General features: G+C 57.3%; 26 protein-coding genes, 1 tRNA gene and 3 pseudogenes. 18 read left to right on the top strand and 12 right to left on the bottom strand.

Features of this window, described 5'->3' with window-relative positions:
* The first annotated feature begins 95 nt into the window (after positions 1-95).
* From PSOLE_RS25275 to PSOLE_RS13630, 3 genes and pseudogenes are all read left to right on the top strand, one after another.
* Positions 96-2016: pseudogene (locus tag PSOLE_RS25275) on the top strand (EAL domain-containing protein).
* A 16-nt stretch (positions 2017-2032) separates the two neighbouring features.
* A tRNA-Ile gene (locus tag PSOLE_RS13635) sits at positions 2033-2109 on the top strand.
* Positions 2110-2483: 374 nt separating this feature from the next.
* Positions 2484-2828: a hypothetical protein gene (locus tag PSOLE_RS13630; RefSeq protein WP_230925721.1), complete on the top strand. Its 345-nt coding sequence runs from the start codon at positions 2484-2486 to the stop codon at positions 2826-2828.
* Between the two features lie 20 nt (positions 2829-2848).
* On the opposite strand, the gene PSOLE_RS13625 is transcribed toward PSOLE_RS13630, so the two are convergent.
* Complete coding sequence (locus PSOLE_RS13625) at positions 2849-3109, bottom strand: helix-turn-helix domain-containing protein (protein WP_033981640.1); 261 nt, start codon at positions 3107-3109, stop codon at positions 2849-2851.
* Between the two features lie 96 nt (positions 3110-3205).
* On the opposite strand from PSOLE_RS13625, the gene PSOLE_RS13620 reads away from it, so the two are divergent.
* The 4 genes from PSOLE_RS13620 (at position 3206) to PSOLE_RS13605 (ending at position 6312) form a co-directional block, all read left to right on the top strand.
* The gene (locus PSOLE_RS13620) at positions 3206-3664 is read left to right on the top strand and encodes a hypothetical protein (RefSeq protein ID WP_074856358.1); all 459 of its coding nucleotides are present in this window, start codon (positions 3206-3208) and stop codon (positions 3662-3664) included.
* Positions 3665-3668: 4 nt separating this feature from the next.
* The gene (locus tag PSOLE_RS24395) at positions 3669-3932 is read left to right on the top strand and encodes a hypothetical protein (protein WP_158212581.1); all 264 of its coding nucleotides are present in this window, start codon (positions 3669-3671) and stop codon (positions 3930-3932) included.
* 476 nt (positions 3933-4408) lie between these two features.
* Positions 4409-4948, top strand: coding sequence for an SLATT domain-containing protein (locus PSOLE_RS13610; protein WP_074856360.1), 540 nt, complete (start codon positions 4409-4411; stop codon positions 4946-4948).
* Positions 4948-6312 carry an RNA-directed DNA polymerase gene (locus PSOLE_RS13605; protein ID WP_074856362.1) on the top strand — a complete coding sequence of 455 codons (1365 nt, stop codon included), beginning with the start codon at positions 4948-4950 and terminating at the stop codon, positions 6310-6312. Before PSOLE_RS13610 ends, PSOLE_RS13605 begins: the two co-directional genes overlap by 1 nt.
* 172 nt (positions 6313-6484) lie before the next feature.
* Here the strand turns inward: PSOLE_RS13605 and PSOLE_RS13600 are convergent, their stop codons facing one another.
* Positions 6485-7363 carry a helix-turn-helix transcriptional regulator gene (locus PSOLE_RS13600; RefSeq protein WP_074856371.1) on the bottom strand — a complete coding sequence of 293 codons (879 nt, stop codon included), beginning with the start codon at positions 7361-7363 and terminating at the stop codon, positions 6485-6487.
* 381 nt (positions 7364-7744) lie between these two features.
* Between PSOLE_RS13600 and PSOLE_RS24260 the strand changes: the two genes are divergently transcribed.
* On the top strand, positions 7745-7891 hold the full coding sequence (locus tag PSOLE_RS24260) for a hypothetical protein (RefSeq protein WP_169713323.1): 147 nt from the start codon (positions 7745-7747) through the stop codon (positions 7889-7891).
* 56 nt (positions 7892-7947) lie between these two features.
* Positions 7948-8646, top strand: a complete 699-nt coding sequence (locus tag PSOLE_RS13595) for a toll/interleukin-1 receptor domain-containing protein (protein ID WP_346244436.1) — start codon at positions 7948-7950, stop codon at positions 8644-8646.
* A 618-nt stretch (positions 8647-9264) separates the two neighbouring features.
* On the opposite strand, the gene PSOLE_RS13585 is transcribed toward PSOLE_RS13595, so the two are convergent.
* The 6 genes from PSOLE_RS13585 to csiR form a co-directional block, all read right to left on the bottom strand.
* A complete protein-coding gene (locus tag PSOLE_RS13585) occupies positions 9265-9438 on the bottom strand; it encodes a helix-turn-helix transcriptional regulator (RefSeq protein ID WP_230927756.1) in 174 nt (57 codons plus the stop codon).
* Positions 9439-9689: 251 nt separating this feature from the next.
* Positions 9690-9956, bottom strand: coding sequence for a site-specific integrase (locus PSOLE_RS13580; RefSeq protein ID WP_125919814.1), 267 nt, complete (start codon positions 9954-9956; stop codon positions 9690-9692).
* 414 nt (positions 9957-10370) lie between these two features.
* Positions 10371-11897 carry an IS66 family transposase gene (gene tnpC / locus PSOLE_RS13575; RefSeq protein WP_074856379.1) on the bottom strand — a complete coding sequence of 509 codons (1527 nt, stop codon included), beginning with the start codon at positions 11895-11897 and terminating at the stop codon, positions 10371-10373.
* A 61-nt stretch (positions 11898-11958) separates the two neighbouring features.
* Positions 11959-12294, bottom strand: coding sequence for an IS66 family insertion sequence element accessory protein TnpB (gene tnpB / locus PSOLE_RS24695; RefSeq protein WP_003282984.1), 336 nt, complete (start codon positions 12292-12294; stop codon positions 11959-11961).
* Positions 12291-12608: an IS66-like element accessory protein TnpA gene (gene tnpA, locus PSOLE_RS13565; protein WP_074856380.1), complete on the bottom strand. Its 318-nt coding sequence runs from the start codon at positions 12606-12608 to the stop codon at positions 12291-12293. Before tnpA ends, tnpB begins: the two co-directional genes overlap by 4 nt.
* A gap of 269 nt (positions 12609-12877) precedes the next feature.
* On the bottom strand, positions 12878-13570 hold the full coding sequence (gene csiR, locus PSOLE_RS13560) for a DNA-binding transcriptional regulator CsiR (RefSeq protein WP_074856381.1): 693 nt from the start codon (positions 13568-13570) through the stop codon (positions 12878-12880).
* Positions 13571-13740: 170 nt separating this feature from the next.
* Here csiR and glaH point away from each other — a divergent pair, with 170 nt between their 5' ends.
* From glaH to PSOLE_RS13520, 9 genes and pseudogenes are all read left to right on the top strand, one after another.
* On the top strand, positions 13741-14718 hold the full coding sequence (gene glaH / locus PSOLE_RS13555) for a glutarate dioxygenase GlaH (RefSeq protein WP_074856382.1): 978 nt from the start codon (positions 13741-13743) through the stop codon (positions 14716-14718).
* 93 nt (positions 14719-14811) lie between these two features.
* The gene (gene lhgO / locus PSOLE_RS13550; protein ID WP_074856384.1) at positions 14812-16053 is read left to right on the top strand and encodes an L-2-hydroxyglutarate oxidase; all 1242 of its coding nucleotides are present in this window, start codon (positions 14812-14814) and stop codon (positions 16051-16053) included.
* 159 nt (positions 16054-16212) lie between these two features.
* Entirely contained in the window at positions 16213-17583 is a 1371-nt protein-coding gene (locus PSOLE_RS13545; RefSeq protein ID WP_074856387.1) for an aspartate aminotransferase family protein, read from the top strand.
* Between the two features lie 69 nt (positions 17584-17652).
* Positions 17653-17733 (top strand): annotated as a pseudogene (locus PSOLE_RS25160) (hypothetical protein); the annotation flags it as partial.
* A pseudogene (locus tag PSOLE_RS13540) lies at positions 17733-18530 on the top strand (putative bifunctional diguanylate cyclase/phosphodiesterase); the annotation flags it as partial. The pseudogenes PSOLE_RS25160 and PSOLE_RS13540, both read left to right, overlap by 1 nt.
* Positions 18531-18776: 246 nt before the next feature.
* On the top strand, positions 18777-19979 hold the full coding sequence (locus PSOLE_RS13535; RefSeq protein WP_074856389.1) for a cytochrome P450: 1203 nt from the start codon (positions 18777-18779) through the stop codon (positions 19977-19979).
* A gap of 5 nt (positions 19980-19984) precedes the next feature.
* Positions 19985-21238, top strand: coding sequence for an FAD-dependent oxidoreductase (locus tag PSOLE_RS13530; protein ID WP_074856526.1), 1254 nt, complete (start codon positions 19985-19987; stop codon positions 21236-21238).
* 10 nt (positions 21239-21248) lie between these two features.
* Positions 21249-21695, top strand: a complete 447-nt coding sequence (locus PSOLE_RS13525) for a flavodoxin domain-containing protein (RefSeq protein WP_074856392.1) — start codon at positions 21249-21251, stop codon at positions 21693-21695.
* The gene (locus tag PSOLE_RS13520) at positions 21692-22411 is read left to right on the top strand and encodes a type 1 glutamine amidotransferase (RefSeq protein ID WP_074856393.1); all 720 of its coding nucleotides are present in this window, start codon (positions 21692-21694) and stop codon (positions 22409-22411) included. The genes PSOLE_RS13525 and PSOLE_RS13520 overlap by 4 nt, the downstream gene beginning before the upstream one ends.
* Positions 22412-22460: 49 nt before the next feature.
* On the opposite strand, the gene PSOLE_RS13515 is transcribed toward PSOLE_RS13520, so the two are convergent.
* The 4 genes from PSOLE_RS13515 to PSOLE_RS13500 all read right to left on the bottom strand — a co-directional run bounded on the left by PSOLE_RS13515 (position 22461) and on the right by PSOLE_RS13500 (position 26438).
* Positions 22461-23201, bottom strand: coding sequence for a cache domain-containing protein (locus PSOLE_RS13515; protein WP_074856394.1), 741 nt, complete (start codon positions 23199-23201; stop codon positions 22461-22463).
* A 99-nt stretch (positions 23202-23300) separates the two neighbouring features.
* The gene (locus tag PSOLE_RS13510) at positions 23301-24065 is read right to left on the bottom strand and encodes a FadR/GntR family transcriptional regulator (protein ID WP_074856395.1); all 765 of its coding nucleotides are present in this window, start codon (positions 24063-24065) and stop codon (positions 23301-23303) included.
* Between the two features lie 298 nt (positions 24066-24363).
* Complete coding sequence (locus PSOLE_RS13505) at positions 24364-25068, bottom strand: substrate-binding periplasmic protein (RefSeq protein WP_083393712.1); 705 nt, start codon at positions 25066-25068, stop codon at positions 24364-24366.
* Positions 25065-26438 carry a glutamine synthetase family protein gene (locus PSOLE_RS13500; protein ID WP_074856397.1) on the bottom strand — a complete coding sequence of 458 codons (1374 nt, stop codon included), beginning with the start codon at positions 26436-26438 and terminating at the stop codon, positions 25065-25067. Before PSOLE_RS13500 ends, PSOLE_RS13505 begins: the two co-directional genes overlap by 4 nt.
* Between the last annotated feature and the right edge of the window lie 237 nt (positions 26439-26675).

Raw genomic sequence — 26675 nt, 5'->3', positions numbered from 1 at the left:
CAGCAGGCCGATCTACAGTACAATGATACTGATCGCGAAACGAGGCCGTTACGCCCCGCTTGCCGGCCATTGTGCTGTTGTGCCTGGCGTACCGGATGACCACGGCCCTAGCCCTGACACTCAACGAGGACGAGCGCACCTGGCTGGCAGCCCACCCCGAACTACGCCTGGGTGTCGATGTATCCTGGCCATCTTTCGAGTTTCGTGACGAACAGGGTAACGATCACGGCCTGACCGCCGCCTATGTACGGCTGATCGAAGAGCGTCTTGACGTGAAGCTGCAGCCCGTCGAGCCCAGCAACTGGAGCGCGATACTGGAGCAGCCGCACATGGGCCAGGTCGACCAGCTCCCTGGCGTGATGTCGACACCCAAACGCCAGGAATACCTGATCTTCACCCGTCCCTACCTGGACTTGCCCATCGCCATCCTCGCCCGCAACGGCGGGCCGCAGTCGAGAAAGCTCAATGAGCGGTACGGTTTGAAGATTGCCGTGGTGGCCGACTACGCACCGCACGAGCTGCTGCGCCAGCAACACCCCGATCTCAACCTGCTGCCGCTGCGCAACATCGCCGCCGCCCTGCAGGCGCTGGCGACCAACCAGGTCGATGCCATGGTCGGCGATCTTGCCTCCAGCGTCTGGAGCCTGCGCCAGCTCAAGCTCGACGGCGTCTATATCAGCGGCGAGACGCTCTATCGCTATCAGTTGGCCATGGCCGCCCCGCGTGGCCAGAGCATGCTGGTCGGCACTCGACAAACTCTTCGCCGAGCCCAGCACCGAAGAAATCGCTGCCTTGCAGGAACCCTGGGTCGGCAGCGTGCTGGACAAACGCAACGTCTGGCACGAAACCCTGCTCTACGGCCTGCCAGCCCTGCTCGGTCTGCTGGCGGTCATCGCCATCATCCTGCGCATCAACCGCCGCCTGAAACGCGAGATGCGCAACCGCGAAGCGCTGGAGCAGGAACTACATAACCGCGAGCAGCACTTTCGCGACATGGTCGAAAGCCTCTCAGCCATCACCTGGGAGACCGAGTCCAGCGGGCTCACTTACATCTACGTCTCGCCCCATGCGGAAAAATTGCTGGGTTACCCCCCCTGCACGAATGGCTGGAGCCCGGCTTCTGGCAGCGCCACCTGCACCCGGACGTTCACCAGCGCACTCTGCGCACCTGCCTGGAACAATGCTCGGCCGGCAACGACCACGCCCTGGAATACCGCCTGCTCGCCACTGACGGGCGCACGGTGCGGGTGCGCGATATCGTCACCCTGCAGCAACGCGACGACCACCAGGTGATTCGCGGCCTGATGGTCGACATCAGTGAAGCCAAGCAGAGCGTGCAGGCATTGCGCCTGTCGGAACAGAAGTTCGTCTCGGTGTTCCAGCAATGCCCGGACATCCTGATCATTGCCCGACGTGTCGACGGCGTGCTGCTGGAGGTCAACACCGCCTTCACCGAACAGACCGGCATCAGCGTCGAGCAGGCCATCGGCAAGACCGCCACCGAACTCGATCTGTGGGGCGTGCCTGGCATCGGCCCGAGCCTGCTGCCACGCATCAGCGCACTGTTGCAGCGCTACAACCTGGCGCCGGAGCTGCTGCAACTGGAGATCACCGAGAACTTCATCATGAACCAGGCCGGCGAAGCGCTGGACATCCTCCACCGCCTCAAACAGCTCGGCGTACAACTGGCCATCGACGACTTCGGCACCGGCTACTCCTCGCTCAGCTACCTCAAATGTCTGCCGCTGGACGTGCTGAAGATCGACCAGTCCTTCGTCCGTAGCCTGCCGGACGACCCGCACGACCTGGCGATCACCCGTGCCATCATCACCCTGGGCAACAGCATGCAACTGACGGTGATCACCGAAGGCGTGGCAGGAACTCTGCCTGGCCGCCGAAGGCTGCCTGCAGATCCAGGGCTACGTGGTCAGTTGCCCGCTTTCCGCCGAGGCCTTCACCCGGAAACTTCTCCCACCAGGTCAAGCGGTTGGCGCTGGCGAGAACGCGCCGGTATAATCTGCCGGCCTTCTGGGGGCCTATAGCTCAGTTGGTTAGAGCAGAGGACTCATAATCCTTTGGTCCACGGTTCGAGTCCGTGTGGGCCCACCATATGAAACAACGACTTAGGTCAGCCACTGCGCTGGCCTTTTGTCGTTTTTGGGCCTAATAAAAAATTTGCGTACCGTTTTGCGTACCGTTTCATTTTTGCTGATTTGGAACGCAGCAAAACGGCCCTCTCGCAGATTGACACTCAGGCGGCACTCCAATAGGTTTGTGCTCCCCTTCTAAAGGGGCCGGAATTGGCGTTTCGGTCTGAGACAGGGCTAAGCAAGGCTTAGCTCTGAGCATGGCTGTGTCTTTATGGGCGGGCCGTGCGGGGCATCTTCGGATGCGCCGGCCCTCAGACCGGTACGCCAACCCGTGCGGTCTGCTCACCCAGTTGGCGTTGGGTGGCAGAACTATTCCGTTCTGAGGATCACACCATGAATGAAACCAACACCTCCCCTACCGAGACCACCGAGTCTTTTTCCGGTAGCAGTCATGCCGATACCGGCACAATCGATGGCTTCACCCCGCTGCATAGCACTGACCCTCTCTGCGTTATCGGCTACCCCAGCAATACAGCTGCACCCGATCTTTACGATGCCGCAACGCATCGTCATTCCGCCGTCCTTGGAGTGCTTTGTGTACTCAGCAGCGCGCCAGACCTAAACGAACTAAGCACTTCGAGCCTGCAGAACTGCATCCAAGCCATTCGCATCCTCAGCGAAGACGCAGCTGCTCTATACGCCGGAGCCTGGCAAGCATTGCAGAACGGGCGCCACTAGCCTTGCGGCAGGAGCAGGCATTAGTCGCCAGCTCCTTTTGACGCCAGCTCAGCTTCAAATCGTTGCACAAACTCAACAAGGCCAATGTTCAACGCCTGGCAGATATCGCGAAGCTGGACGAGATCGATACGGCGCAAGCCACGCTCGATATCGCTAGCAAATGACTGCGGACGCTCCAGTGCCTGGGCAAACTGAGATTGGGTTAGACCAGCCTCAACGCGGCACTGCTTCAGCAACCTGAGCAGAATCAGGTTCTCATCTCGATACACCGACTTTTCCACGTGACGCACCCGGCTCCTTGACAAGCTGCAAAGGTATATCTAATCTTCGGATATCCGATTTACAGATATTCAGGTATTCGCTTTACAGGAGCACCCATGAAAAGCCCAACTCGTCCCTCACCGGCCCGTGAAAATCTGCAGTTCCAGCTAGACCTGAAAACACAGGAAGTACTGATGGAGCTGAACGCCCTGCTACGCTCGCTTGGCGTACCAACCGTCCAGGCTCAGGCTGCCATCGCTGAGTGGGAAGGCAACATCCTGCTCGAAGAAGATCCTGGCACGAAGCTTCCACTCCACTACCTGCCAGTTTCACTGATTCCAAAGTTCATTGATCAGATCCTGGATCAACTGACTGCTGGCTACAGAGCTGAAGCCATCCAGATTAGGGACGGAAGCCGCATCATGGAGAACGTAGTCCGCTTAGTCACCATTCTGAAGCCAGCTAACAAGCCTGAAGCCGGTGGATTTGATCCAAGCCATCTGCTTCGTGACGTTATCGCCCTAAAACCTTCGCAGGGGCTTACTCCGGCCCACAACCCTCAGGGGGCCTTGTAAGTCCATGCGCACGTCCAAAATCAAAATCCATGCGATGACTATTCCCTATCTGACTGACAGTAACGGGGAACGCTACTGGCCTATGCGTCCCTTGTGTGAAGCCATTGAACTGAACTGGCACAGTCAGGCTGCAAAACTACAACCGCCTGAAATAGTCAGGCCGATAGCCTGGGGCGGCGCGCAGCAATGCACCAATGATGTTGAACTCGTTGAGTTCGCTAAGTGGAGTGTCTGGCAGGTGTGTGGCGTAAAAGTGACTCGCCAGTGAGCGGTAAGCATTTTGGGTTTCTGTGTTCATGCTGATTCTTCTTGTTGTGTTTACGACGTTCTCGTACACAACCAGCATGAGAAATGAGTAAAAACTATTGCAACACTAAAATCAATTATTTTTGTATAACGCCGATCAAGCCGGCGTCAAACAGGGTAGCTATCGCCAGCAGTGGATAAATGAAGATTCTCCTCGGAGGACGGGCATAAAGCAGTCAATGGCGAACAATCATGCACCTAGAAGTACCATCGCGTCCCATAGCCTTGCCGCCATTGCGCTGTAAGCTTCTCTGATGGGTAGTGGCATTGTAAGATCACTGCGGAAGAGGCAGGTTCCTCCTCTCGTTTATTCGAGGGCGGTTCTGATAATTAACAGCTTCGGCTGTTGGGCTAAAACCCCACTGATCCCCACTGGGGATGTTCAAAGGTTACTCAAATCCCCCTGCCTCTTCCCCTAATCCCTATGGAGATGTACGCGTGAAGGACAGCGTCTGGTTCACCTACAAGGCCCGCATTCAGGCCCATCACCGCCTAGATTGGCTGGACTTCCACTCACAGATGCTACTGGTGTGGTACGCAATACTCAGCGCAACATTAGGCGTACTGACCATTCGCTACGAACATCTCCTCGGCCCCGACACCGACATGATGGCAACTGTACTTTCCATCGCTTTACTTGGCGTCTCGCTCGCAGTGACTAACCGCGACTTTCGGGCTCGCGCCATGATGATGCGCAAAAACTACCTGCAACTGCAGGCCCTATACCGTGATCTTTCCCTCGGCGCCGCCCCGACCCCAGTGCAAGCGGCAAAGTATGACGAGCTGCTAGCTGAGTGTGAAAATCACAGAGAAATCGACGACCGCATTGCACGCGTATTTGCAACCGGGCTTACCAGTCGAAACCCGACAGCGTTCGAGAATTGCTATGCCATATCCTGGCTCAGCGCTCGCCTGATTATTACCGTAGCCCTATATGTACTTCCCCTTGCCGTGGGTTTGCTGACCTGGATGTGCTAATGAGCGCTGCGCGTAGTTTCAAGAAATACTTTGCTCGCAGATCGCTCCTCCGAGTCTATGCCGAAAAGATCAAAACTTCGGGGGCCATCGGGCTTGACCGCACTAGACCGGCCAAGCTGGACGCCAAACTGACAAATGAGCTTGAGCTCATCATTCAGAAGGTTCACCAGGGTAAATATAGGTTCACAGCCTATAAGGAAAAGCTAATCCTCAAGGGAGCCACCGCCCTCCCTAGACAGATATCAATCCCAACAGCACGGGACCGTATTGTCCTGCGAGCACTGTGTGAGTGTCTTGCTGAGGTATACCCGGCAGCCAAGCTCTCGCTACCCCAGGGAGTCATTGAAGACCTGAAGAGCGCTTTAGCATCTGGGGTCTATAGCGAGTACGCCAAGATTGACTTGAAGCATTTCTACCCTTCAATCCCGCACTCTCTGATCAATGCCGCTGTTCGAAAAAAGATCCGCAAGACGGAACTGAAGCAACTTATTGCATCTGCAATCACCACGCCGACCGTGCCTGAGTCCAAAGGCAGAAAAGACACCCCCAACACAACCATTGGCGTACCCCAGGGCCTGGCAGTCTCCAACTTGTTGGCCGAAATTGCACTTCAAGACGTCGACTTAGCTTTCAAGAGTCGACCAGATATTTGGTACAAGCGCTACGTCGATGACATCTTGATCCTTACGCCAGAGAATCAGTCCGAGGCAGTGGCCAATGAGCTCATTAACGAGCTCAAGAACATGGGACTACAGCCCCACGAGTTTGGTCCGGAATCAAAATCTAAGTTTGCACCTCTTACAGAACCCTTCAGTTTCCTGGGGTATCAGGTCGAAGGCGGTCAGATCATTATTCACCGGGAGAGCATCCTCCGCTTCGAGTCCTCGATTGCCAAAATTTTCACGGCTTACCGACACAAGGTTGCAACCGCAAGGTCACCAGAGGATATAGAGCGAGCTAGGGCGTATTGTGAATGGAAGGTAAACCTTCGGATCACCGGCTGCTTCTTCGGCGGCAAACGACGGGGCTGGGCCTCGTACTTCTCCCAAATTACGTCGACAGCGCAGCTGCGGTCGGTCAATCATACGATCCGCAACCTGACCACACGCTTTTCGCTTGACGGAAAAATCAGAACAAAATCGTTGATCAAGACCTTCTATGAGCTTCGTCGTGGAAGAGGTGGCAACCATACCTACATCCCCAACTTGGACGACCACAGTATCGCGGACAAACGCAAGCTACTGGCACTATGGATTGGGGATGCTGCCCAGCGTCTACGCGATGACCAGGTGGAGCGGCTTTTCGAGGTCAAGGTAACCAAGGCCGTAAGGGAGCTCGAAGAAGATATTGCACAAACATCTTGATGGGCTAAAAGCCCACAAACCAGGCTGCTGTCCCGCCCCCCTACAACAATCTCAACACAGCCCATCGCATCGGGTTTAAATACTGATTAGGAGACGTCTTGGGGTGGACTATTCATAACCCATCACAACACCTTGCTGACGCAGAACGAATACTCCCCCGCTCGGAAGATGATTAGCTATTCGGGCTTTTGTATCCGGGGGCAAACATTGAACTCTCTACTCCATACAGAGCTAATGGGTCACTCAGCCAGAGACGGTAAGCCTTGTCCTTATTGCTATGGTCTGGAGAACAGTCAACGTGGTACTGCTGCAGGACATATCCTGCCATCGCTGCGCGTACGCGAAGCCTGAGCACACCATCAGGCATGTCATAGTCACACATCACTATCCGCTCACAGTTTTTATCTGGATGCGGGACGAGGGGCAAATCCAGCATGCGATTCCACTGATCATCATGCTTTTGATTTTCTACGCTACGAGGTTTCTGCCCCAACTGAACTTGAGCGTGACCGATGCGCGCCAGTACGAAGTCCACAAACTTCTCACGCTTCCTATCGTAAGCCCGAACATGCCAGCGCAACCCATCACATCCGACAGCGAAGGGCACTATTTCTCGCTCAGACTCCCCCGAGCCCGACGTGTAGTTAATTTTCACCACTTGATTGAGGCTGATCGCACGAGTGATTGGTGCAAGGATTTCAACCTTCGGCTTGCTGAGTAGTGAAACCGCCTCATTGAGGATCAAAGGCTGCTCGCCCTCTAGGCCGTAACCGTATCCATGGGAAAGGGCAGTGAGCACTCGCTCAGGTGAATGCGCAACTATGGGAGAGAAGCTGTCGCGTATCACGTAATGCTTAGCCACCGTGTCGAGCTCAGTGTTTCCTGAAGCAATCTCACGGTATTGCGCGAAGTCCCGAGTAGCGGCAGCGGCGCCCACCCCGAAACGGTCCATTAGATCCGCTCGGGAGACGGCCCCTGTGAAATAGAGACGGAAGTCTATGTACACCAAGCGCTCCCGCTGTGCCTGGCTGTAATCCTTCAAGTCAATCATCTGCTCTCCGTCGTGCCTACTGAATCGGCTTACCTGTCTTGGTGCATGGCCAGCACACGATCGATCCCATCTGATGAGAACGATAGCACACGAGCGCTTGACCTAATCAAAATGATGATGATATGGTTAAATTATGATCTTCCTGGTCGCTACTTTATAGCACATAAGGTGACTTAGATATGAGCTTGACGGCGTGGTAAACGCCAGAAACGAAAAGGCCGATCAAGGTGCAAACTTGACCGGCCTCGGTAAAAGACATCTGAACTGGCTCTAGATGTCTCTCGCGCTTTTGTGAGGAAAGCCTTGCGATGGTAGCCCCAAGGGTCTGCTTATGCAAGGGAGCGAGTTTTGTGTTCGAGCCACCTCAATGGGAGACAATTTATGTCCCAGCTTGAGATGTTCGAAAAGCCCGACGGGGAAGGTGAGGTCATCTATCGCATGACTATCACCACCAAGTCGGGAAAGGTGATCCGGCGCGCTAACGGTCAACCGTTCCGCATCGTTATTCGCCCCAAAGCGGCCAATTGATTTGATCGCTTAACACACCCAGGGCAGGTTCTCTGCCCTGGGGCTAGCTCCAACTCATGCAGGATTACGACATGTCTAGATGCACAGCTCCAGTACGTGGGCATAGCTCAGCAGCAGCTGCTGCCGCCTGCCCTGCTTGTCGATACCGCAGCAGTTTTCGATCCTACTACCCATCCTCAAGCGGTGGCGGGAGTAGCTACGGAAGTGTCGGTGGTGGAGGTAGGTCTAGCGGGGGCTCAAGGCCACGCTGGTCCAAAGCGGGTTCATCCGTGCCATACACATTTGCTCAAGTCCAATCCCTCACACCAATTCGTCAGACAGTAGAGACGCGAGCAGCTGTGCAACCTGACCTACGTGACGTATTTCTGTGTCACGCATGGGACGACCGCCAGGGAGCAGCTAAAGAGCTGCACGAACTCCTGATAGCAGCGGGAGTCAAAGTTTGGTTCAGCGAGAAGGATCTTGGACTTGGCGTTCCGATGATGCGTGCCATTGACAAAGGCTTAGCAAATTCACGGATTGGACTTGTCCTGGTGACCCCTGCGCTATTGGCTCGCCTACCTAAAGAGAGCGTCGCCGACAAAGAACTGTCAGCACTCCTGGCAGGTAATCAGCTAGTTCCGATTGTACACAACACCACATACGACGCTCTTCGCAATGTCAGTCCCTTACTTGCGTCCCGAAGCGGCTTAGACACTGCAGAAGACTCCATGTCAGTGGTAGCGCAAAAAATTGCCGAGCTGGTAAGTCTCTAGCAGCATTGCTCACAGGGTTAGCACTAACTTGTACTGGCCGTGCCTGAACTATGAGCGCCAGTACATAGAAGGAGGTCTAGATGTGGCCACGTAATTTATACACTGGACCCGGCGGCGGCTTATACACGGGCCCTGGTGGCGGGATGTACACAGGCCCTGGTGGTGGCGCATACACTGGACCAGGCGGTGGTATGTACTCTGGCCCAGGAGGCGGTATGTATACAGGGCCGGGAGGGGGTTTATATACGGGGCCTGGCGGCGGACTTTATACCGGCCCAGGAGGCGGCGCCTATACTGGCCCCGGTGGAGGCTTATACATAGGGCCTGGTGGTGGCCTTTATAGCGGACCAGGCGGAGGAATGTATGCAGGCCCCAGCGATTACATGAGCAACATTCCACCGTGGCATATATTTGCCAAATATCTGGCCAGAATTGGAATGAAAAAAGAAGCTCAATACATCGTTTCCCAACTTCAATGAAAAATACCTAAAAAGCTGCTCAAACCCTGCCACCATCTTCGAGATCTGGGAGGGGGTTACCCACAGACCGGGCACTAGAACTGAAAATCCTACGTTCCAAGCAGACAAAAAAACGCCGGTCAATCGACCGGCCTCTTTACTATCTCGCTGCGGCTGCACTGGCTATCCAGTCGTCGACTTCGTGCTGAAGCCAGCGGCTGGCTCGACCGATCTTCACCTGTCTCGGGAAGTCACCCTCTCGGATACGGCAGTAGATAGTTTTACGACTCAATCCGACTTTGCGGCTAACCGCATTGAAGTCTAGAAGGATCATCTCAGACATAACCCACCTCCCAGAAAGAGAGGCCGGTGGATTCATGCGGGCACTGCGGTGGTAATGCGTTCCTCATAGCTGACTGCTCTGCCGGATCGTGCCTTCAAGGCATTAGTTCTACTTTTCCAATTCCACTGCGCATCAAGTAGACAACGTCACAGCAGCAAACCTAGAGGCTCCGGATAACCTCACACCTGTATATTTCCACAGCAATATAGGCTGCGCAACAAAATACTTGACTTTTCTGAAACTTATCCAATTTCGAACAAATCTAGCTGCTCAGCTTGATGCTCATCCTCATCAGAACTATCGAGCAGGCGGCCAAGCGCGGCATCGAAGGCCTCCATGGTCGGGCGCATCTGAGGCAATTTCGCTTCAGGGTTATTGCGGTAGTGCGTTACGACAACGCCTGTTTGCCCGTGTGACTGCAAAGCGTCACTATCGAAATCCTTGATACCGTTGCGCTGCATGAACTGCGTGCACGTGCGCCGGATATCACGCGGGGTAAATTTCGGCACGGGTTGGCCATCCAGCTTGGCATGCTCAGTCGCAAACCACTCGCTCACCGCATGAGACAAACTGGACGGGTGAATCGGCGTTTGCCCATCAATGCTCCATGGGTATACCAAGGATCTGCTGTCGCAGGGGGGAATGTTTTATCTGCACAGCCAAAACTAATGTCGATAGGGTTCTACTCCATTACCCAGAGCGCTTTCAAGCGCTACGGCTTGCTCATTGGTTTCCAGCTGCGCGGAAGCACCAAGTATGGCTTCAACACCCGACTTGCGCCTTAATCTTATAGGTTCTGCAGATTTTGTTATGCCAGAGACGGACGAGACTCCCTAAGCTCTTGCCGCTAGCGCCCTCTGCACGGAAGGGGACCATCCTGAGCAGTTCACTTGTAAGCGTCCGCCGAACTCACCTTGCGTGATTCAGGCAGGCGCCCACTGATGCGGCAGCAGTTGGCCGACCTCACTCGCCCGTTGCGTCGGCAGGCGTGTCAGCACGTCCTTGAGATAGGCATACGGATCATGCCCGTTCATGCGGGCCGACTGGATAAGGCTCATGATCGCCGCCGCGCGTTTGCCGCTGCGTAGCGACCCGGCAAACAACCAGTTCGAGCGCCCCAGGGCCCATGGACGAATCTGGTTCTCGACCTGGTTATTGTCAATGGGCACAGCACCATCCTCGACATAGCGAGTCAGTGCCTGCCAGCGTTTAAGGCTGTAATCCAAGGCTTTCGCCGTGGCCGATCCGTTGGGCACAAGATCACGCTGGGCCAGCATCCAGTCATGCAGTGTATCGAGGATCGGTGAAGCCTTTTCCTGTCGTATTCGCCAGCGTTCTTCATCGCTCATATCCCGTGCTTGCCGTTCGATTTCGTACAGGCTGCCCATCGCGTGCAGTGCTTGTTCGGCCAACTGGCTTTTGTTTGCAGCGTGAAGATCGAAGAACTTGCGGCGGGCGTGGGCCATGCAGCCAATTTCGGTAATGCCTTGCTCGAAGCTGGCCTTGTAGCCAGCGAAGTCGTCGCAGACCAGCTTGCCATTCCACTGGCCAAGAAAATTACGCGCATGCTCGCCGGCACGGCTGGGGGTGAAGTCGTAGACCACGGCCTTCAGATCGGCGAAGGGTGTGGTGCTGTAGGCCCAGACGTAAGCCCGATGGGTTTTCTTCTCGCCTGGGGTGAGCATTTGCACCGGGGTTTCGTCAGCGTGGATCACGCGTTGGGCTAGCACGGCTTCGCGCAGGGCATCGACTAGCGGCTGGAGCTGCACGCCGGTTTGTCCGACCCACTGCGCCAGTGTCGAGCGGGCGATGGCCAGGCCGGCGCGGCCAAAGATTTTCTCTTGCCGGTACAGCGGCAAGTGGTCGGCGAATTTGGCCACCATCACGTGAGCCAGAAGGCCGGCGGTGGGGATGCCCTTGTCGATCACCTGGGCCGGCACGGGGGCCTGGATAAGTGTTTCGCACTGGCGACAGGCCCATTTCCCACGCACATGCTGTTCGACGGTGAACACGCCCGGCGTGTAATCCAGCTTTTCGCTGATGTCTTCACCGATGCGTTGCAGCTGGCAGCCGCAGGCGCATTGGGTGTTCTCCGGTTCGTGGCGGATCACGGTGCGCGGAAATTGTGCCGGCAGCGGTGTGCGCTTGGGCTGTTGGCGGGGTTCGGCTGGAGCAACCGGGGGATTGACGGCTTTCAGCTCCGCCTCGATGGCGGCGATGTCAGTGTCGAGCAGGTCGTCCAGCAAGCTGCCCTGGTCAGGGCTCAGTTGCTCGCTACGCTTGGCAAACTTGTGCCGTTTGTACCAAGCGATTTCGTGTGTGAGCTGCTCAATGATGGTCTGATCACGGTGGATCTTCTTGCTCATCACGTCGACCTGCGTCAGCAACTGCGCGGCCAGTGTGCGCAGTTGCTCAGCTGTCAGTTGGTCGAGATTGGGCGAGGAGTTCATGCTGCTGATTGTGCCAGAGCAGACGCTCTGCGCAGATACACCGATGGGCTAATGGCCGGTGCTACAGCACTGTGATCGCGCCGCCCGCACCGACCCGCTGCCAGGGCAGCCCCAGTACCAACGCCTGAAGTTGCTCGGTGTCGAGTTCAACTTCCGAGCCGTGGCGGATGCCTGGCCAGTGAAACTTGCCCTGGTTCAATCGCCGCGCGGCCAGCCAGATACCCACGCCGTCATGCACCAGGACTTTCATGCGGTTGGCGCGGCGATTGGCGAAGAGATAGGCACAGTGCGGCTTCGCCGCACCGAACACCGCCACCACGCGGGCCAACGCGGTTTCAGTGCCCGCGCGCATATCCATGGGTTCGGTGGCGAGCCAGATACTATCGATACGAATCACTGGGCGAGCCCCCGGACAAAGCGGGCGCATCCTTCAAGATCGGAAGCTGGCCATTTCACGGTGATCGATTGCTCGCCCAGCGGTAGCTCGATAATCACAGCTGGTTCAACTGGTCGTTTTGGCGTAACTCTCGCAGGAACGAACGCCGGCAACGCCGCTGGCAGTTGATCTCGATAAAGCGGTAGCCACTTGCGAATGACGTTGGCATTGATGCTGTGGCGGATGGCAACGCTGGAAACGGTCGCACCGGGTAGCAGGCACTCCTGAACAACCTGGGCCTTGAACGGTTTGGGGTAAGAGCTTCGTTGGCGCATGGAAATCCCGGCGATAAGTGCTATCGCGTCCGCTTAAAAATACGCGGACACCATCGCCCTTAATGCTGGAGTTCGGAAGGTGTGTTGGCCGGACGGATACGTTCACTTGGCGTGACTAGTAAACCAATCGGTTCCAAGCTGAACCTGCTGGAACGCTTTTTTCGCAACGCCACCCTATACCGGCTCGAGGGCAGCTTACGCGCTCGGACAGCACTGACCGCACAGAACTAAGGAAGGAAATTTCAGAGACAGCACACTAGGTGTGCGATCTAACCAGCCAGACCGCGTTGCCTCATCAACGCAGTGATGATCGGCACGGGCCCGAGCAGGTGTTCACGCATGATGCGGCTGGCACGCACGGCATCACGCGCAAGGATCGCCTCAACCAACACCGCATGCTCCTGACGCTTGGCTTGTAATGCCTGGTCGGAAAAGACCGTGTGCTGCAACCAGAGATGGCGATAGCGCTCAGCCTGATCGAACAACGATGCACGCACCTTCAACAGGTGGTGTGAGCCGCAGCCTGCCACGATAGCCTCATGGAATGCCTTGTGCCGGGCATCCCAGAGGCTGAGCATTTCTTCAGCGTTGCGCACCTCGACAACCTTGGCCAGGGCATAGTCGCGGGCCAGAATCTCTGCTTCCCAGCTGTCGTCACCGCGCTCAATCGCCAGGGTCAAGAGCATCGCCTCCAGATGGGCACGGGCATCGTAGATGTCCGCCAGCTCTTGCAGCGACATCGCCGCCACACGGTAGCCACGCTGACTGATCGCCACCACCAGACGCTCTGCCACCAACTGTGACAACGCTTCGCGCAGCGGCCCGACACCCAGCCCGTAGCGCTCCTTCAAACCACTCATCAATAACTTTTCGCCTGGCTTGAACAGCCCGCGAATGATGTCTCGCTTGAGCACGTCATAGCCACGCACAGCGGAGTTTTCCCGAGAAACTGGTGCTTGCATCTAAACAGCCCTTTTTTCATACCCCGCCATCATACCGAATCACGCCCCAAGAGCGGCTGACATCCGCGCGGACGGTTTTATTGACACATACTTAAAATGTCGATATTTTTGCACTTAGTCGAAATTAATCCAACCCCACACCGCCGCACTCCCCGCCTAGGAGAATCGCCATGACCCGTTTTGTTCCCGTCAAAGATCTCGTCGTTCCGCTGCCGCAGGAGCTCAAGGGTTTCACCCTCGAACCGAGCCAGTGCTCGCCGCGTCTGCTGGAATTGACGTTCCATCAAGCCACAATCGAAGCCTTCCTCACGGCGCTGGCCGATGTGCCAGTGCAGGCGCTTGAATACAAGTCGTTCTTGCGCTTTCACGTGGCCAAAGTGCTTGATGAATTGTGCGAAGGCACCCTGCAGCCGGTGCTGGTGAACACCCTGGTCGATCGCGGCACCGGTGGTTTGCTGATCAAGCCGACCGGACTGGACAACGTCGAGCAGGCCGAAGACATGGTGAAGCTGGCGACGGCCGTGGCCCACCTGTTTGGCCGCTCCAACTACGACGCGATGAGTGGCCAGTATTACGCTCGCTTTGTGGTGCAGAACGTCGATAACTCCGACAGCTACCTGCGCCAGCCACACCGGGTATTGGAACTGCACACCGACGGCACCTTTGTCGAGCAAGACACCGACTACGTGCTGATGATGAAGATCGACGAGCAAAACATGGAAGGCGGTAACTCCCTGCTGCTGCACCTTGATGACTGGGAGCACCTCGACACCTTCAACAGCCACCCCTTGGCGCGCCGCGACATGCGCTGGAGCGCACCGCCCAGCAAGCGCGTCGACAAAGATGTGTTTCACCCGGTGTTCGACACCGACAACCAGGGCCGTCCGATCATCAGCTACATCGACCAGTTCGTGCAGCCGCGCAATTTCGAGGAAGGCAACTGGCTGACAGACCTGTGCCAGTCGCTGGAAAACAGCCAAAACAAGCTGTCGGTCGAAGTGCCGGTGGGCAGCTTCCTGCTCATCAACAACCACTTCTGGCTGCACGGCCGCGACCGTTTCACTGCGCATCCGGGCCTGCGCCGTGAGCTGATGCGCCAGCGCGGCTACTTCACCCACGCCAAAGTGCTGCGTAACCCGCGTCAGTAACGCTGCGGCCTTGACTTCCGCTGCTCTGTCCGAAGCCTGCCGGCCGCCAGGCCAAGGCTTTCGGACAATCACCTAAAGATCGCAGGTAACGGCATGTACGACTTCATCATCATTGGCGGCGGCATCATCGGCATGTCCACCGCCATGCAGCTGATCCAGGCCTATCCCGACAGCCGCATACTGCTGCTGGAGAAGGAGCAGGCTCCGGCAATGCACCAGACCGGCCACAACAGCGGCGTGATTCACGCCGGTGTGTACTACACGCCGGGCACCCTGAAATCCCGATTCTGCCTTGAGGGCAACCGTGCCACCAAAGCCTTCTGTGATCAGCACGGGATTCGCTACGACAATTGCGGCAAGCTGCTGGTCGCAACCAATGACCTGGAAATGCAGCGCATGCAGGCGCTGTGGGAACGCACAGCCGCTAATGGCCTGGAGCGGCATTGGCTGAGTGCGGGCGAACTGCGCGAACGCGAGCCGAATATCAGCGGCATCGGCGGCATCTTCGTGCCCTCAAGCGGCATCGTTGACTACAAAGAAGTCGCGTCCGCCATGGCGCGCGAGTTCCAGCGTCGTGGTGGCGAAATCCGCTATGGCTGCGAAGTGACCGGGCTGCAGGAGCGCCCCACGGAAATGCAGGTGCAGACCTCCGCCGGTGACTTCAACTGCCAGTTGATGATTTCCTGCTCAGGCTTGATGGCTGACCGCATCGTACGCCTGCTCGGACTGGACCCCGGCTTCAGCATCTGCCCCTTCCGCGGCGAATACTATCAGCTGCCGGAACAGCACAATCAGATCGTCAATCACCTGATCTACCCGATCCCTGATCCGTCCATGCCGTTTCTCGGGGTTCACCTGACACGCATGATCGACGGCAGCGTGACCGTCGGCCCGAACGCGGTACTGGCATTCAAGCGTGAGGGCTACCGCAAGCGCGATATTTCCATCAGCGACACCCTGGCCATGCTCGGCGATCCGGGTATCCGCAAGGTGTTGCGCGACAATCTGCGTCCCGGTCTGGGCGAGATGAAGAACTCGCTGTTCAAGCGCGGCTACCTGCAGCAGGTTCGCAAGTACTGCCCGAGTATCAGCATCAAGGACCTGCAGCCCTACCCGGCCGGGGTGCGCGCCCAGGCGGTGTCCAGGGATGGCAAGTTGATCGAAGACTTCCTGTTCCGTAACACCCGCCGTAGCGTCAACGTCTGTAACGCGCCGTCGCCGGCCGCAACGTCGGCGCTGCCGATTGGCGCCTACATCATTGATCAGGTCAACACACAGGTCCTGGACCTGACGGGCTTCAACAGAACCCGGCAAACAGCTGCCGTGCCAGCTTGAAACCGGCAGTACCGCCGGTGCAAAAAACACTGCACCCAGCGACAAGCCCGGCGCCACTGCCTTGCAGTAGCCTGCGGCGCATGTGCCCAACAGGGCACTCATTCTAAAAAAATCCGAGCCGGGCCAGCCCTGCCTAGTCACTCAAGTCGAGATCGTGCCATGAACCAGCCAGTTTCTTCTTCGTTGCAAAGCAAAGACATTCAGTACCAACTCCACCCCTACACCAACGCACGCCTGCATCAGGAAGTCGGCCCCCTGATTATCGAGCGGGGAGAAGGTGTGTATGTGTACGACGAGCAGGGCAAAGGCTACATCGAGGCGATGTCAGGCCTGTGGAGTGTCGCCCTGGGCTTCAGCAACCAGCGCCTGATCGCGGCCGCGGAGAAACAGCTGCATACCCTGCCGTTCTATCACCTGTTCAGCCATAAATCGCACCAACCCAGCATTGAACTGGCCGAGAAGTTGGTTCAAATGGCGCCCGTACCGATGAGCAAGGTGTTCTTTACCAACTCCGGCTCAGAAGCCAACGACACCGTGGTGAAGATGGTCTGGTACATGAACAATGCCATGGGGCGCCCGGCCAAGAAGAAGTTCATCAGCCGGGTCAACGGCTACCACGGCATTACCGTCGCCAGTGCCAGCCTGACCGGCCTGCCGGTCAATCAACGCGGCTTCGATCTGCCGCTGCCCGGTTTTCTCCATGTCGGCTGCCCGCACCACTATCGCCATGCCCTGCCTGGCGAGACCGAGGAGCAGTTTGCCGACCGTTTGGCCGCTGAACTTGAACAGAAAATCCTCAGTGAAAGCCCGGAAACCATTGCCGCCTTTATCGGTGAGCCGGTCATGGGCGCCGGTGGCGTGATCGTTCCGCCGCGCACCTACTGGGAAAAGATTCAGCGCATCTGTAAGCGCTACGACATTCTGGTGATCGCCGACGAAGTCATCTGTGGTTTCGGCCGAACCGGCAATATGTTCGGCAGCCAGACCTTTGATATCCAGCCAGACATCATGGTGCTGTCCAAGCAGCTGTCGTCTTCCTACCAGCCTCTGGCCGCCATCCTGATTAACGAGCAGGTGTTTCAGGGCATCGCCGACCAGAGCCACAGCCTCGGCACCCTTGGCCATGGCTTTACTGGCAGCGGCCATCCGGTGGCCACTGCGGTGGCGCTGGAAAACCTCAAAATCATCGAAGAAGAAAACCTGGTCGAGCATGCCGCCGAGATGGGCAAGCTGCTGCACAAGGGCCTGCATCAGTTTGCTGACCACCCACTGGTGGGCGAGATCCGTGGCTGTGGGCTGATTGCGGCAGTCGAACTGGTGGCTGACCGCACGACCAAGGCCCCGTTCCAGAGCCTCGGCACCCTGGGCAAACACATGGCCGCACGGGCGCAGGAACACGGCATGATCAGCCGCGCCATGGGCGATGCACTGGCCTTTTGCCCGCCACTGATTGTCCAAGAGGCGGAGATCGGCCTGATCCTGCAGCGTTTTGCCCAGGCCCTCGATGACACCGCTCAGCTGATCCGCTAGCGCCGGGCAGGCTGCGGCCTGCCGGACTCACTCCAACAAAAAACGGTGCACATGCCTCCGGAGTCCCTTATGCAACTGAACAACGCTGCCCTGTTTCGCCAGCAAGCCTATATCGACGGTCAGTGGCTGGATGCTGATAACGGCCAGACCAGCATCAACTAGAGCTACAGGGCGCACTCAGTCGTGCACTGTCCAAGGGCGAGTTCAGTCTCGTCTACCAGCCCATCTGCCAACTTGATCAGGAGCAGCACAGGCTAGTGGGGGTGGAGGCCTTGTTGCGCTGGCAGCACAAGGGAAGGGCCATTTCGCCGTTGGAGTTTATTCCGTACCTGGAAGAGTCCGGAACAATTATGGCTGTCGGTGATTGGGTGCTGCGAGAGGCCTGCACTCAGGTGCGCCAATGGCAACTGGCTGGTCAGGGGCCGTTGCGCTGTTCAGTCAACCTATCAAGCCGGCAATTACAGCAGGCCGACTTTGCTGCGCGGGTAGCTGATATTTTGCGCGAAAGTGGCCTACCAGCCGCCAGCCTGGTTCTGGAAATCACTGAAAGCCAGTTGATGGTGGACAGCGCCCAGACTCTAGCCTGCCTACGCGAGCTTGCCAGCTTGGGCATTCAGCTGGCTTTGGACGATTTTGGCACCGGCTACTCCTCACTCGGTTACCTCAAACGCTTCCCGCTACACATCCTAAAGGTCGACAAGAGCTTTATCAGCGGTACATCCGCAGATGGCGACTCACAATTGATCGGTCGCGCCATTATTGGTCTAGGACTGAGCCTTGGCCTGGAAGTAGTGGCGGAAGGCGTGGAGCTGGCTGAGCACCTGGACTTTCTTCGCGCCGAGGGTTGTCGCCTGGCTCAGGGCTATTGGTTCAGCCGTCCTCGCACCCCGGAAAGGCTAGAGCGCTTGTTGAATAGCGACGACTGCTTCGAGGGGCTACTGGGCTAGCCAACCCCCCCGCTCAATGCCTACATAGAGATAGGTGGTACCTCGAAGGCAGCAGGAAATAACTGCTGCTGCCCAGTATCTCCAACCATTCAATCATGCCCTTCAAACACTTGCGCCTGAACCTTGCCCGCTAGCCGCGCGGGAAGGCAGGTATATAAAAACGTTGAAAGATATGAAACCATATCTTAAATTAAATAAACGCTATCGAGCATAGCCCACACGCCCACATGACCGAGTAGGTAAACCATGTCCCCGACCTCGCTTGAAACCGCTCCGTTCCTGGATGTTGCCGATCCCAGCTTCTCCATTCGTTCTGAGGCTGTGAGTGATGCGCGCGAAAAAAGCTGGTTCGCCCGCACGCCTTACGGTATTGCCGTACTGCGTTATGACGAGGTTAATGCGCTGATCCGCGACCAGCGCCTGCGTCAAGGCAGCTATGCCTGGCCCGCTCATAACCAGGCCAAAGGAAGCTTTGCCGATTGGTGGATGCGCATGCTGCTTAGCAAGGAAGGCGCCGATCATTCGCGCCTTCGCCGCCTGGCTAACCCGGCCTTTTCCCCGAAGCTGGTTCGCAAGTTGACCCCAGCCTTCCAGGAAATGGCCAACGAACTGATAGAGGAATTCGTTGCCGACGGCCAGTGCGACTTCGTGCGCCAGTTCGCCGAGCCCTACGCCACCATGGTGATCTGCGCTCTACTTGGTCTGCCACGTACTGAATGGCGCAAGCTTGCCGACCTTGCAGTGGAAATGGGGCTGGCGCTTGGGGTGACCTTCAAACAGGATCAAGCCCGCATCAACGCCGCTACAGACCAAATGTTCGGCTATGCCGAGCAGGCTGTAGCACACCTCAAAGAGCAGGGACTGGGTGAAGACTTCCTGAGCATGCTGGTGAGGGCCAACGAGGAAGACAAAAGCGCACTCAGCGATCAGGAGCTGTACGACATGATCGTACTAGCGATCTTTGGTGGCATTGATACCACACGTAATCAACTGTCATTGGCCATGGACATGTTCCTGCAGCATCCAGACCAATGGAAACTTCTTGGTGAACAGCCGGATCTGGCCCGCGCCGCAGTCGAGGAAGTCATGCGTGTAAGGCCAACCGTTACCTGGGTCACCCGCGAGGCGCTGGAGGACTTCACCTATCAGGGGCTGGAAATCAAACGCGGCACCACAGTACACCTGTTCAGCCAGTCTGCCGGCAGCGACCCTCGTACGTTCAGCGAGCCGGGTTTCGATATCACCGCCCAACGGCCACCGCACTTTGGTTTTGGTGCCGGGGCACACCACTGTATCGGCCACTTCATCGCCCGTGGCGACATGACCGAAGCCCTAACCCTGCTAGCCCAACGCTTGAAGAACATCCGCCTGAATGGTGAAGCCAGCTGGCTACCGGACAGTGGTAACACGGGTGCCAACTACCTACCTATGGCCTTCGACCGGGGGTAATGCGCATGTCCGTCCCCAGTATCGCTATTGTCGGCTCCGGGCCGTCCGGCTGCTACATGGCCCAGACCCTGCGCAAAGCATGGCCCGAGGCGCCCATCACGCTGTTCGAACGCCTGCCGGTGCCCTATGGTCTGGCCCGTTACGGCGTGGCCCCTGATCACCCTGGAACCAAGGCGATTACCCATCAATTCGCCCGTCTTTTCGAGCGGGAGAACATCCGCTTTTGCGGCAACCTGGAGATCGGCCGCGACATCACTTTACCGGCATTGCGCGAGCACTTTGATGTGGTCGTCCTCACCCTAGGGCTGGCCGGTGACACCCCATTGGGCATACCTGGCGACACCCTGCCTGGCATACTCGGCGCCGGGCGCCTGACCCGCCTGCTCAACGATCACCCTGAGGAATGCGAATCACCGCCCATACTTGGTGAACGAGTGGCCATTATCGGCAACGGCAATGTCGCCATCGACCTGATTCGGCTGCTAGCCAAGCGCGAGGACGAATTTTCAGGCTCAGACCTGTCACCACAGAGTCTGGAATGGCTGCGCGCACAGCAGGTACGGCAGATTGAGGTAATCGGCCGCTCGCCGGCCGCTCAGGCCAAGTGCGATACCGTCATGCTGCGCGAACTGAGCAAACTGAGCGGAGCACGCTTCAGCCTGGCTCCTGGGGCCGAACTGGGCATAGCCCAGCAGCCGGCCGAACAGGCCCGCCTGGATGCACTGCGTGAGTTACTGGAGCGCGAGCAGCCAGCAGAAGGCATCAATGTGCGCTTGCATTTTGGCAAGGTGCCACGCCAAGTGCTCGGCCAGAACAGCGTTGAGCGCCTGCGCATCGCCCCCAGTTCGGGAGGTGAGGAACAGGAGCTGATGCTGGACAGCCTGATTACCGCAATAGGCTTTAACGAACACGCACTGCAGCCGCTGCACCGCGACAGTCTGTACGGCGACGCCGACCTAAGCTGCGGCCGCCTCGATCACGGGCTTTACTGCGCCGGCTGGCTACGTCGTGGACCGCGCGGAACCATCCCGGAAAACCGAGCAGACGCCCGTCTGGTCGCTGATGCAATTATTGCCGCGGTTAACAACGACCAGTTGCCACTGGGCAAACCTGGTGAACTTGCACTACCGGCACACGCCCTCGACTACCGTGCCTGGCAACGGATTGACCGTCATGAACAACAGCAGGCTGGCAGCCAACGCAGCCGCCAGAAACTGCGCAGTCGTGCCGCCATGCTGGCCGTCGCACATCAGCAATAAGGAGTATGAAATGAAGATCCAGGTTCTCTACGGTACCGAAACCGGTAATGCGGAAATGGTTGCCGAGGACATCGTTGATGCCCTCGCCGCACAAACCGATATCGAAGCATTCGACATGTCCAAGATCGCCGCTAGCGACCTGGACCTCGCTACTTTCTACATTGTTGTTTGCTCCACCTATGGCGACGGCGAGCTGCCGAATTCGGCCCAGCCCTTTTACCAAGCATTGGGCGAGCAGCGCCCGAACCTCAATGGCCTGCGCTTCGCCACATTCGGCCTGGGCGACAGTTTCTATACCACATACAACAATGGCAGCCAGATCATTGCCGAACGCCTGCTTGAACTGGGCGCGCAGGCCATTGGTGAACGCGGACTGCACGATGCATCCAGCGGGCTATTACCAGGTGATGTTGCCGTACAGTGGGCCCAGCAACTGATCGAAGGCCTGCAGGCATGAAACAAAAGCCACTGCTGCAGCTGTGCATCATCGAGAACGGCCTGGTGCCTGAAAACCTGAAGCCGCGGTTCGGCAGCTACCCACAGATGATCATCGACTGGTTGTCCCCTCACCTGCCCGAAGCCCATTTCACCGTCGTCTCGGCGGTACAGGGCGATAAACTGCCGAGGGCCGATGAGTTCGACGGCTACCTGCTCACCGGCTCCAAGCACAGCGTCTATGAGCGCGCCGACTGGATGCTGGCAGAGATCGAACTGCTACGCCAAGCGCGCGCCATGCGTCGACCAATCTTCGGTATCTGTTTCGGGCACCAGCTGATGGCCGACGCCTTTGGCGGCCAGACGCAGAAAGCCAGCCAGGGCTGGGGCGTCGGTGCTCAGCACTACGATAACAGCGACGAGGGCCCTAACTCGGGGGCCAGCTTCATCTTCCATCAGGACCAAGTGGCCAAGCTGCCGGATGAGGCTCGCTGTATCGGTGGCTCCGGGCATTGCAGCCACGGTGTGCTTGCCTACGAGTTTCCTGCCCTGTCAGTGCAGTACCACCCCGAGTTTACCCGCGACTATATCCGTAGTTTGGCCGAACAATTTGGCGGCAACTTGTTGCCCCAAGAGATCGCCAAACAGGCGCTCTCCAGCCTGGACCAGCTAGAAGTGGATAACAAGGCCGTGGGCCACTGGGCCGCCGACTTCTTCCGCAAGCATCGACCCGCTTGAAAAGCTAAAAAGCCGTCACAGTAATGTGACGGCTTTTTAGGATCAGCAATCAGGCTGCCGACAATGTCAGTGCCTGGGGCAAGCAGATCAGTTGCCAGCCCAACACATCATCATCCAGCGCGTAACACTCGGCGCCATCGATCCCCATAAGGCGCGTAGCCAGATCACCAGTCGCCCAATCCACAGTGTTGGCGGCGATCACGCGACCTTCGGCAGAAACCAGCAATGCTTCATGCGGCAGGCGCAACAGATTTCTGATCAGTACCCGCTCGATCTGATGCAGGGGCAGGTCGGCGCCTGCAATCCCGATAAACCGTCCCTTGAAGAAAATCGGCAGGGTATAGGTCAGCACATACATGTCAGCACCATAAAGGTCGACATAAGGCCCCTCTATAGCCGCCTTGCCTGTGTCACGCGGTCTAGTGAACCAGGGCATGCTCAAGTAGTTGTAAAAACTTTCACTTCGTTGATTGAAGTTGAGCATCAACGGCAAAGTCTTGTGGTTATCTGCCAGCCGTGACCACTCCAGATACATCGGCTGGTCGCTCAACTCGCCCGGTTCTACAACGACACCAGAGCCATTAGCACAGGTGCCACGGCTCTGCAGTTGGGCGTCAATCAAACTACGCAGCGCAGCCAAATCGCGCGAACTCGGCTTGCGTTGCAGGCTATCGCACACACTCCAGATACGTTCGACTTCGCCGCTCAACTCCTGCAAATTGGCAAACACCCCGTGCAGGGCAGACTTAAGGCGCTCGATACAAACGGGAACATCGATAGATCTGGGCATGTTGTTATCTCTTGCATACTCAGGAGTACGGCCCACAAAGTGTTCCCATAGAACACACGGGCTCACATAAAACGCCGCTTCCAGATCTTTTAGCAATGGTTATGCCAATTTGGCCTCATCCTCTTGCCGCATCATCAACTGAAGGCGCAGGTTTATCAGGCGTTTGACCGCCCGAGTCACGTGCGCTTCGGCCAGGATGCCTGCTAGGTTGGCATCGCCATTGACGATTGCATCGACAATGGCGCGATGCTCGGTACAAGTCGCCTCAGCGTCTGGGAATCCTTCAGCATCGATCCAGATCAACTCACCAATTTCTGCCTGCAACTGCATTTCAGAATGAGTCAGCCTGACAGATTGAGCGGCCACAGCCACTTCAATATGAAAACGCGCATCGGCGCGACGCCGCTCAAGGCGAGAAGAAGCGCTGCGCAATGACTCTATGTAGTGCATGAGGCGCTGATGATGCTCCTTGGAGGAGCGCTGTGCCGCGAGGCGAGCTGCCGTTCCAGCAATGGCCATGTGCTCATCACCCAGGTCACGTAACTCCAAAGCACTCAGTTCCAGCAAACGGTCAAGCAAAACCTGTTCGGCAGTCTCGGGCATGGCACACACAAAACTGCCGCCATTGCGCCCACGGCGCGTCTCAATAAGACCACGCTGGCGCAATACAGCCAGCGCTTCACGTAGCGTTACGGTAGCCACTCCAAACTGCAACGCCAACTCGGTTTCACTGGGCAGCTGCTCACCCTTGGCATAGAGGCCAAGGTCGATCACCTCGATCAACCGCCTCACCACTTCTTCGGTACGCCCCTCCTGACGAAGGCGCATAAATGAGGCGGTGCGGGTTCCATTACTAGGCTGCATGGTCGTGAAATCGAACTCCGATCGGTTAAAAAGCTGAATGTCACCAAGATGGTTGCATAGAACTGTATAAATTTTGGGAAAGCGACAGTTTTCCACATTTAAATATGACAACAGTTCACAGCTTCAATTGTAGCCCTCATGCTTTTCACACGGCAAAGCCTGGCAGGATGACTCTGGTTTTGCCCGAAGCCCCATTTACCCTCACAAAGCCCTTACAACGTACAACCAAGAAAAAGGCCGTGCGGGTCACCCCGAACGGCCATATAAAGTGCCAGTCATACCTGGCCGCACCTACAAATCATCGCGAGAAAGGATAGTTCAGGCCGGGCATCCAGTACTCCCAGGCCTTCTGCAGACGACCATCGGCAATCAGCGCCGCTAACGCCGTATCGACCTCAATGCGCCACTGGCTGCGTGACTTGTCTACGGCAATCCCCCAGCGGTTCTGAGTCGGCACACTAAAGGCGATCGCCAGATCTTCCTCTTCGGCAAGCGGAACCAGCGCCACATCATCATCGACAAAAGCATCAATGTTGCCGTCGCGCACCGCCTGCACCATGTCGCCTAGGACATCATCGCTGTCACCGCCAAACGGCACACAGATGGCCCCCGTGAAAGTCTCGGCCAGGGCCATGTTAAGGCTGTTGGCAATGGCTCCAACTCGCTTGCCGACCAGATCCGCCACCGAGCGAATAGGGCTACCGCGTTTGACCATCACTGCCTCGTCAAACACGGCATATGGCGCCGTGAAGTCCGCCAGCGTCTTGCGATAGTCCGAAATTCCCTGGCCGCAGAGAATGAAATCTCCACGCCCAGCGTGCAGCGCCGGGTAGAAATCCGCCCAATTTTCGTAGGCCCATTCCACTTCAAAACCCAGTTGCGCCGCCAGCAGGCGGCACACATCAGCCTCATAACCCTGACGCTCGCCATTGGCATCACGCTCGAACAGCGGCGGTGCCGGCAGGTCGCAGCAGATCACTCGTAGTTTTGGCAGGGCACTCACGGCAGATACTCCAAATACATCTTGCGATCCCAGTCGGTCACCGCGCCACAGGCACGCGCCCACTCATCAGCCTTAAGCTCCAAGTAAAGATCACTCATTTCCTGTGGCAGAGCAGTGCGCATAACTTCATCACTACGGAATGCCGCCACCGCGTCACCCAGGGTCAGCGGCAATACACCAATTTCGCTGACATCCGCATAACTGTCCTTGTCCACCGAGGCGCCTGGATCGGTCTGCTTCTGCAGTCCATCACGCATGGCCGCCAGCAGCAGGGCGTGTGACAGGTAGGGGTTAACGCTGGCGTCGGGGAGTTTGTACTCCAGACGACCGTTAGCCGACAGGCGTACGGTGCAGGTTTTGTTGTCCATACCCCAGTTGATGCGGGTCGGCGCAAACAGGCCGGTATCCCAGAAGCGCTTATAGGAGTTAACGGTCGAAGCCATAACCATCATCGAACCCGGTGCGTGCTGCAGCATCCCACCCAGGGCATGACGTCCGATCTCGGTCAGATGCAGTTCACGACGACCCGCTTCGGCCAGCACGTTTTCATCACCACGCCACAGACTGACGTTGTGATGGCAACCATTACCCATGCAGCCAGTGCTCGGCTTGGCCATGAAGCTGGCGATAACGCCGTGCTCTCGTGCCACCTGACGGCATATCAGACGGTAGGTGATCAGGCGGTCGGCCGTCAGCTCGCAGGAATCGTACATCCAATTCAGCTCAAGCTGACCCGGATCCTCGTAGTCCCCCTCAATCATGTCCAGTCCCATGGCGGTGGAGTATTCCATCACCTTCTTAAAGATCGGGCGCATCAGCTCTAGGTTGCCCAGGTGATAGGCCGGGCTGGCACCGGGGCGCACTTGCACTTCCATCGACTCGCCAATCCAGGACATTTCCGGCTCGCAGCCAGACTTCAGGCGCAGGCCGGTTTCTTTGGTAAAGGCATCATGAGCGCGAATCAGGTTGCCGCGCGCATCGGTAGCAAGAGGCTGGCCGGCAACGCTTGGACGGTGATCAGGCTCATACAGGCGGCAGAAGAAGCTGCCAATGCTGCGATCCCATGGCAGTACGCGAAAGCTGTCGATATCCGGAATAGCGGTGAACTCGGCAGCCTGAGCACCGCCCCCCAGCAGCACACCACCACTGGTGCTCTGCAGGTCACTCAGACATGTACGGTGAAACTGCACGCCTTTCTCCAGGTTACGCAGCAGGTGCTTTGCTGGGACAACCTTGGCCAGCACACGGCCGGAAAGGGTCACTACCTGGTAGTAGAGATACTCGACTCCGGACTCACGGATACGTGCAGCCAGGTCAGCGGCTGCACTCGAATTGGTGTTGAGTTCCCGGTGCAAATCAAGAGCGGTCATCGGTTTTCTCCTCAGGCAGTGCGCACGCTTGGCAATGCCTCTTTGTTCTTGTCGAAAGGTGCCGGCAGCAACACATCGATCGCGGCAGGTGAAATCAATTTAAAATATGGTTTCATATCTTTCAATGCCTATTTGAGCGTTTTTTTAACGGATCTGCCCTGAGGTTTAACCATCAACTGAGAGGTTCAAGAGATTTTATCGCCCAGGCATTGGCTCACAGCCATTTTTTAGATATGG

The sequence above is a fragment of the Pseudomonas oleovorans subsp. oleovorans genome, assembly GCF_002197815.1.
GTDB classification, from domain to species: Bacteria; Pseudomonadota; Gammaproteobacteria; order Pseudomonadales; family Pseudomonadaceae; genus Aquipseudomonas; species Aquipseudomonas oleovorans.
The sequence above is the reverse complement of the archived record's forward strand: the minus strand, read 5'-3'. Positions and strand labels throughout refer to the sequence as shown.

Excerpts from the sequence above, each read along its gene's own strand:
- PSOLE_RS13630 (WP_230925721.1), top strand. The coding sequence starts at position 2,484 with ATGAATGAAACCAACACCTCCCCTACCGAGACCACCGAGTCTTTTTCC.
- PSOLE_RS13620 (WP_074856358.1), top strand. The coding sequence starts at position 3,206 with ATGAAAAGCCCAACTCGTCCCTCACCGGCCCGTGAAAATCTGCAGTTC.
- PSOLE_RS24395 (WP_158212581.1), top strand. The coding sequence starts at position 3,669 with ATGCGCACGTCCAAAATCAAAATCCATGCGATGACTATTCCCTATCTG.
- PSOLE_RS13605 (WP_074856362.1), top strand. The coding sequence starts at position 4,948 with ATGAGCGCTGCGCGTAGTTTCAAGAAATACTTTGCTCGCAGATCGCTC.
- PSOLE_RS13600 (WP_074856371.1), bottom strand. The coding sequence starts at position 7,363 with ATGATTGACTTGAAGGATTACAGCCAGGCACAGCGGGAGCGCTTGGTG.
- PSOLE_RS24260 (WP_169713323.1), top strand. The coding sequence starts at position 7,745 with ATGTCCCAGCTTGAGATGTTCGAAAAGCCCGACGGGGAAGGTGAGGTC.
- PSOLE_RS13595 (WP_346244436.1), top strand. The coding sequence starts at position 7,948 with ATGCAGGATTACGACATGTCTAGATGCACAGCTCCAGTACGTGGGCAT.
- PSOLE_RS13585 (WP_230927756.1), bottom strand. The coding sequence starts at position 9,438 with ATGATCCTTCTAGACTTCAATGCGGTTAGCCGCAAAGTCGGATTGAGT.
- tnpC (WP_074856379.1), bottom strand. The coding sequence starts at position 11,897 with ATGAACTCCTCGCCCAATCTCGACCAACTGACAGCTGAGCAACTGCGC.
- tnpA (WP_074856380.1), bottom strand. The coding sequence starts at position 12,608 with ATGCGCCAACGAAGCTCTTACCCCAAACCGTTCAAGGCCCAGGTTGTT.
- csiR (WP_074856381.1), bottom strand. The coding sequence starts at position 13,570 with ATGCAAGCACCAGTTTCTCGGGAAAACTCCGCTGTGCGTGGCTATGAC.
- glaH (WP_074856382.1), top strand. The coding sequence starts at position 13,741 with ATGACCCGTTTTGTTCCCGTCAAAGATCTCGTCGTTCCGCTGCCGCAG.
- lhgO (WP_074856384.1), top strand. The coding sequence starts at position 14,812 with ATGTACGACTTCATCATCATTGGCGGCGGCATCATCGGCATGTCCACC.
- PSOLE_RS13545 (WP_074856387.1), top strand. The coding sequence starts at position 16,213 with ATGAACCAGCCAGTTTCTTCTTCGTTGCAAAGCAAAGACATTCAGTAC.
- PSOLE_RS13535 (WP_074856389.1), top strand. The coding sequence starts at position 18,777 with ATGTCCCCGACCTCGCTTGAAACCGCTCCGTTCCTGGATGTTGCCGAT.
- PSOLE_RS13530 (WP_074856526.1), top strand. The coding sequence starts at position 19,985 with ATGTCCGTCCCCAGTATCGCTATTGTCGGCTCCGGGCCGTCCGGCTGC.
- PSOLE_RS13525 (WP_074856392.1), top strand. The coding sequence starts at position 21,249 with ATGAAGATCCAGGTTCTCTACGGTACCGAAACCGGTAATGCGGAAATG.
- PSOLE_RS13520 (WP_074856393.1), top strand. The coding sequence starts at position 21,692 with ATGAAACAAAAGCCACTGCTGCAGCTGTGCATCATCGAGAACGGCCTG.
- PSOLE_RS13515 (WP_074856394.1), bottom strand. The coding sequence starts at position 23,201 with ATGCCCAGATCTATCGATGTTCCCGTTTGTATCGAGCGCCTTAAGTCT.
- PSOLE_RS13510 (WP_074856395.1), bottom strand. The coding sequence starts at position 24,065 with ATGCAGCCTAGTAATGGAACCCGCACCGCCTCATTTATGCGCCTTCGT.
- PSOLE_RS13500 (WP_074856397.1), bottom strand. The coding sequence starts at position 26,438 with ATGACCGCTCTTGATTTGCACCGGGAACTCAACACCAATTCGAGTGCA.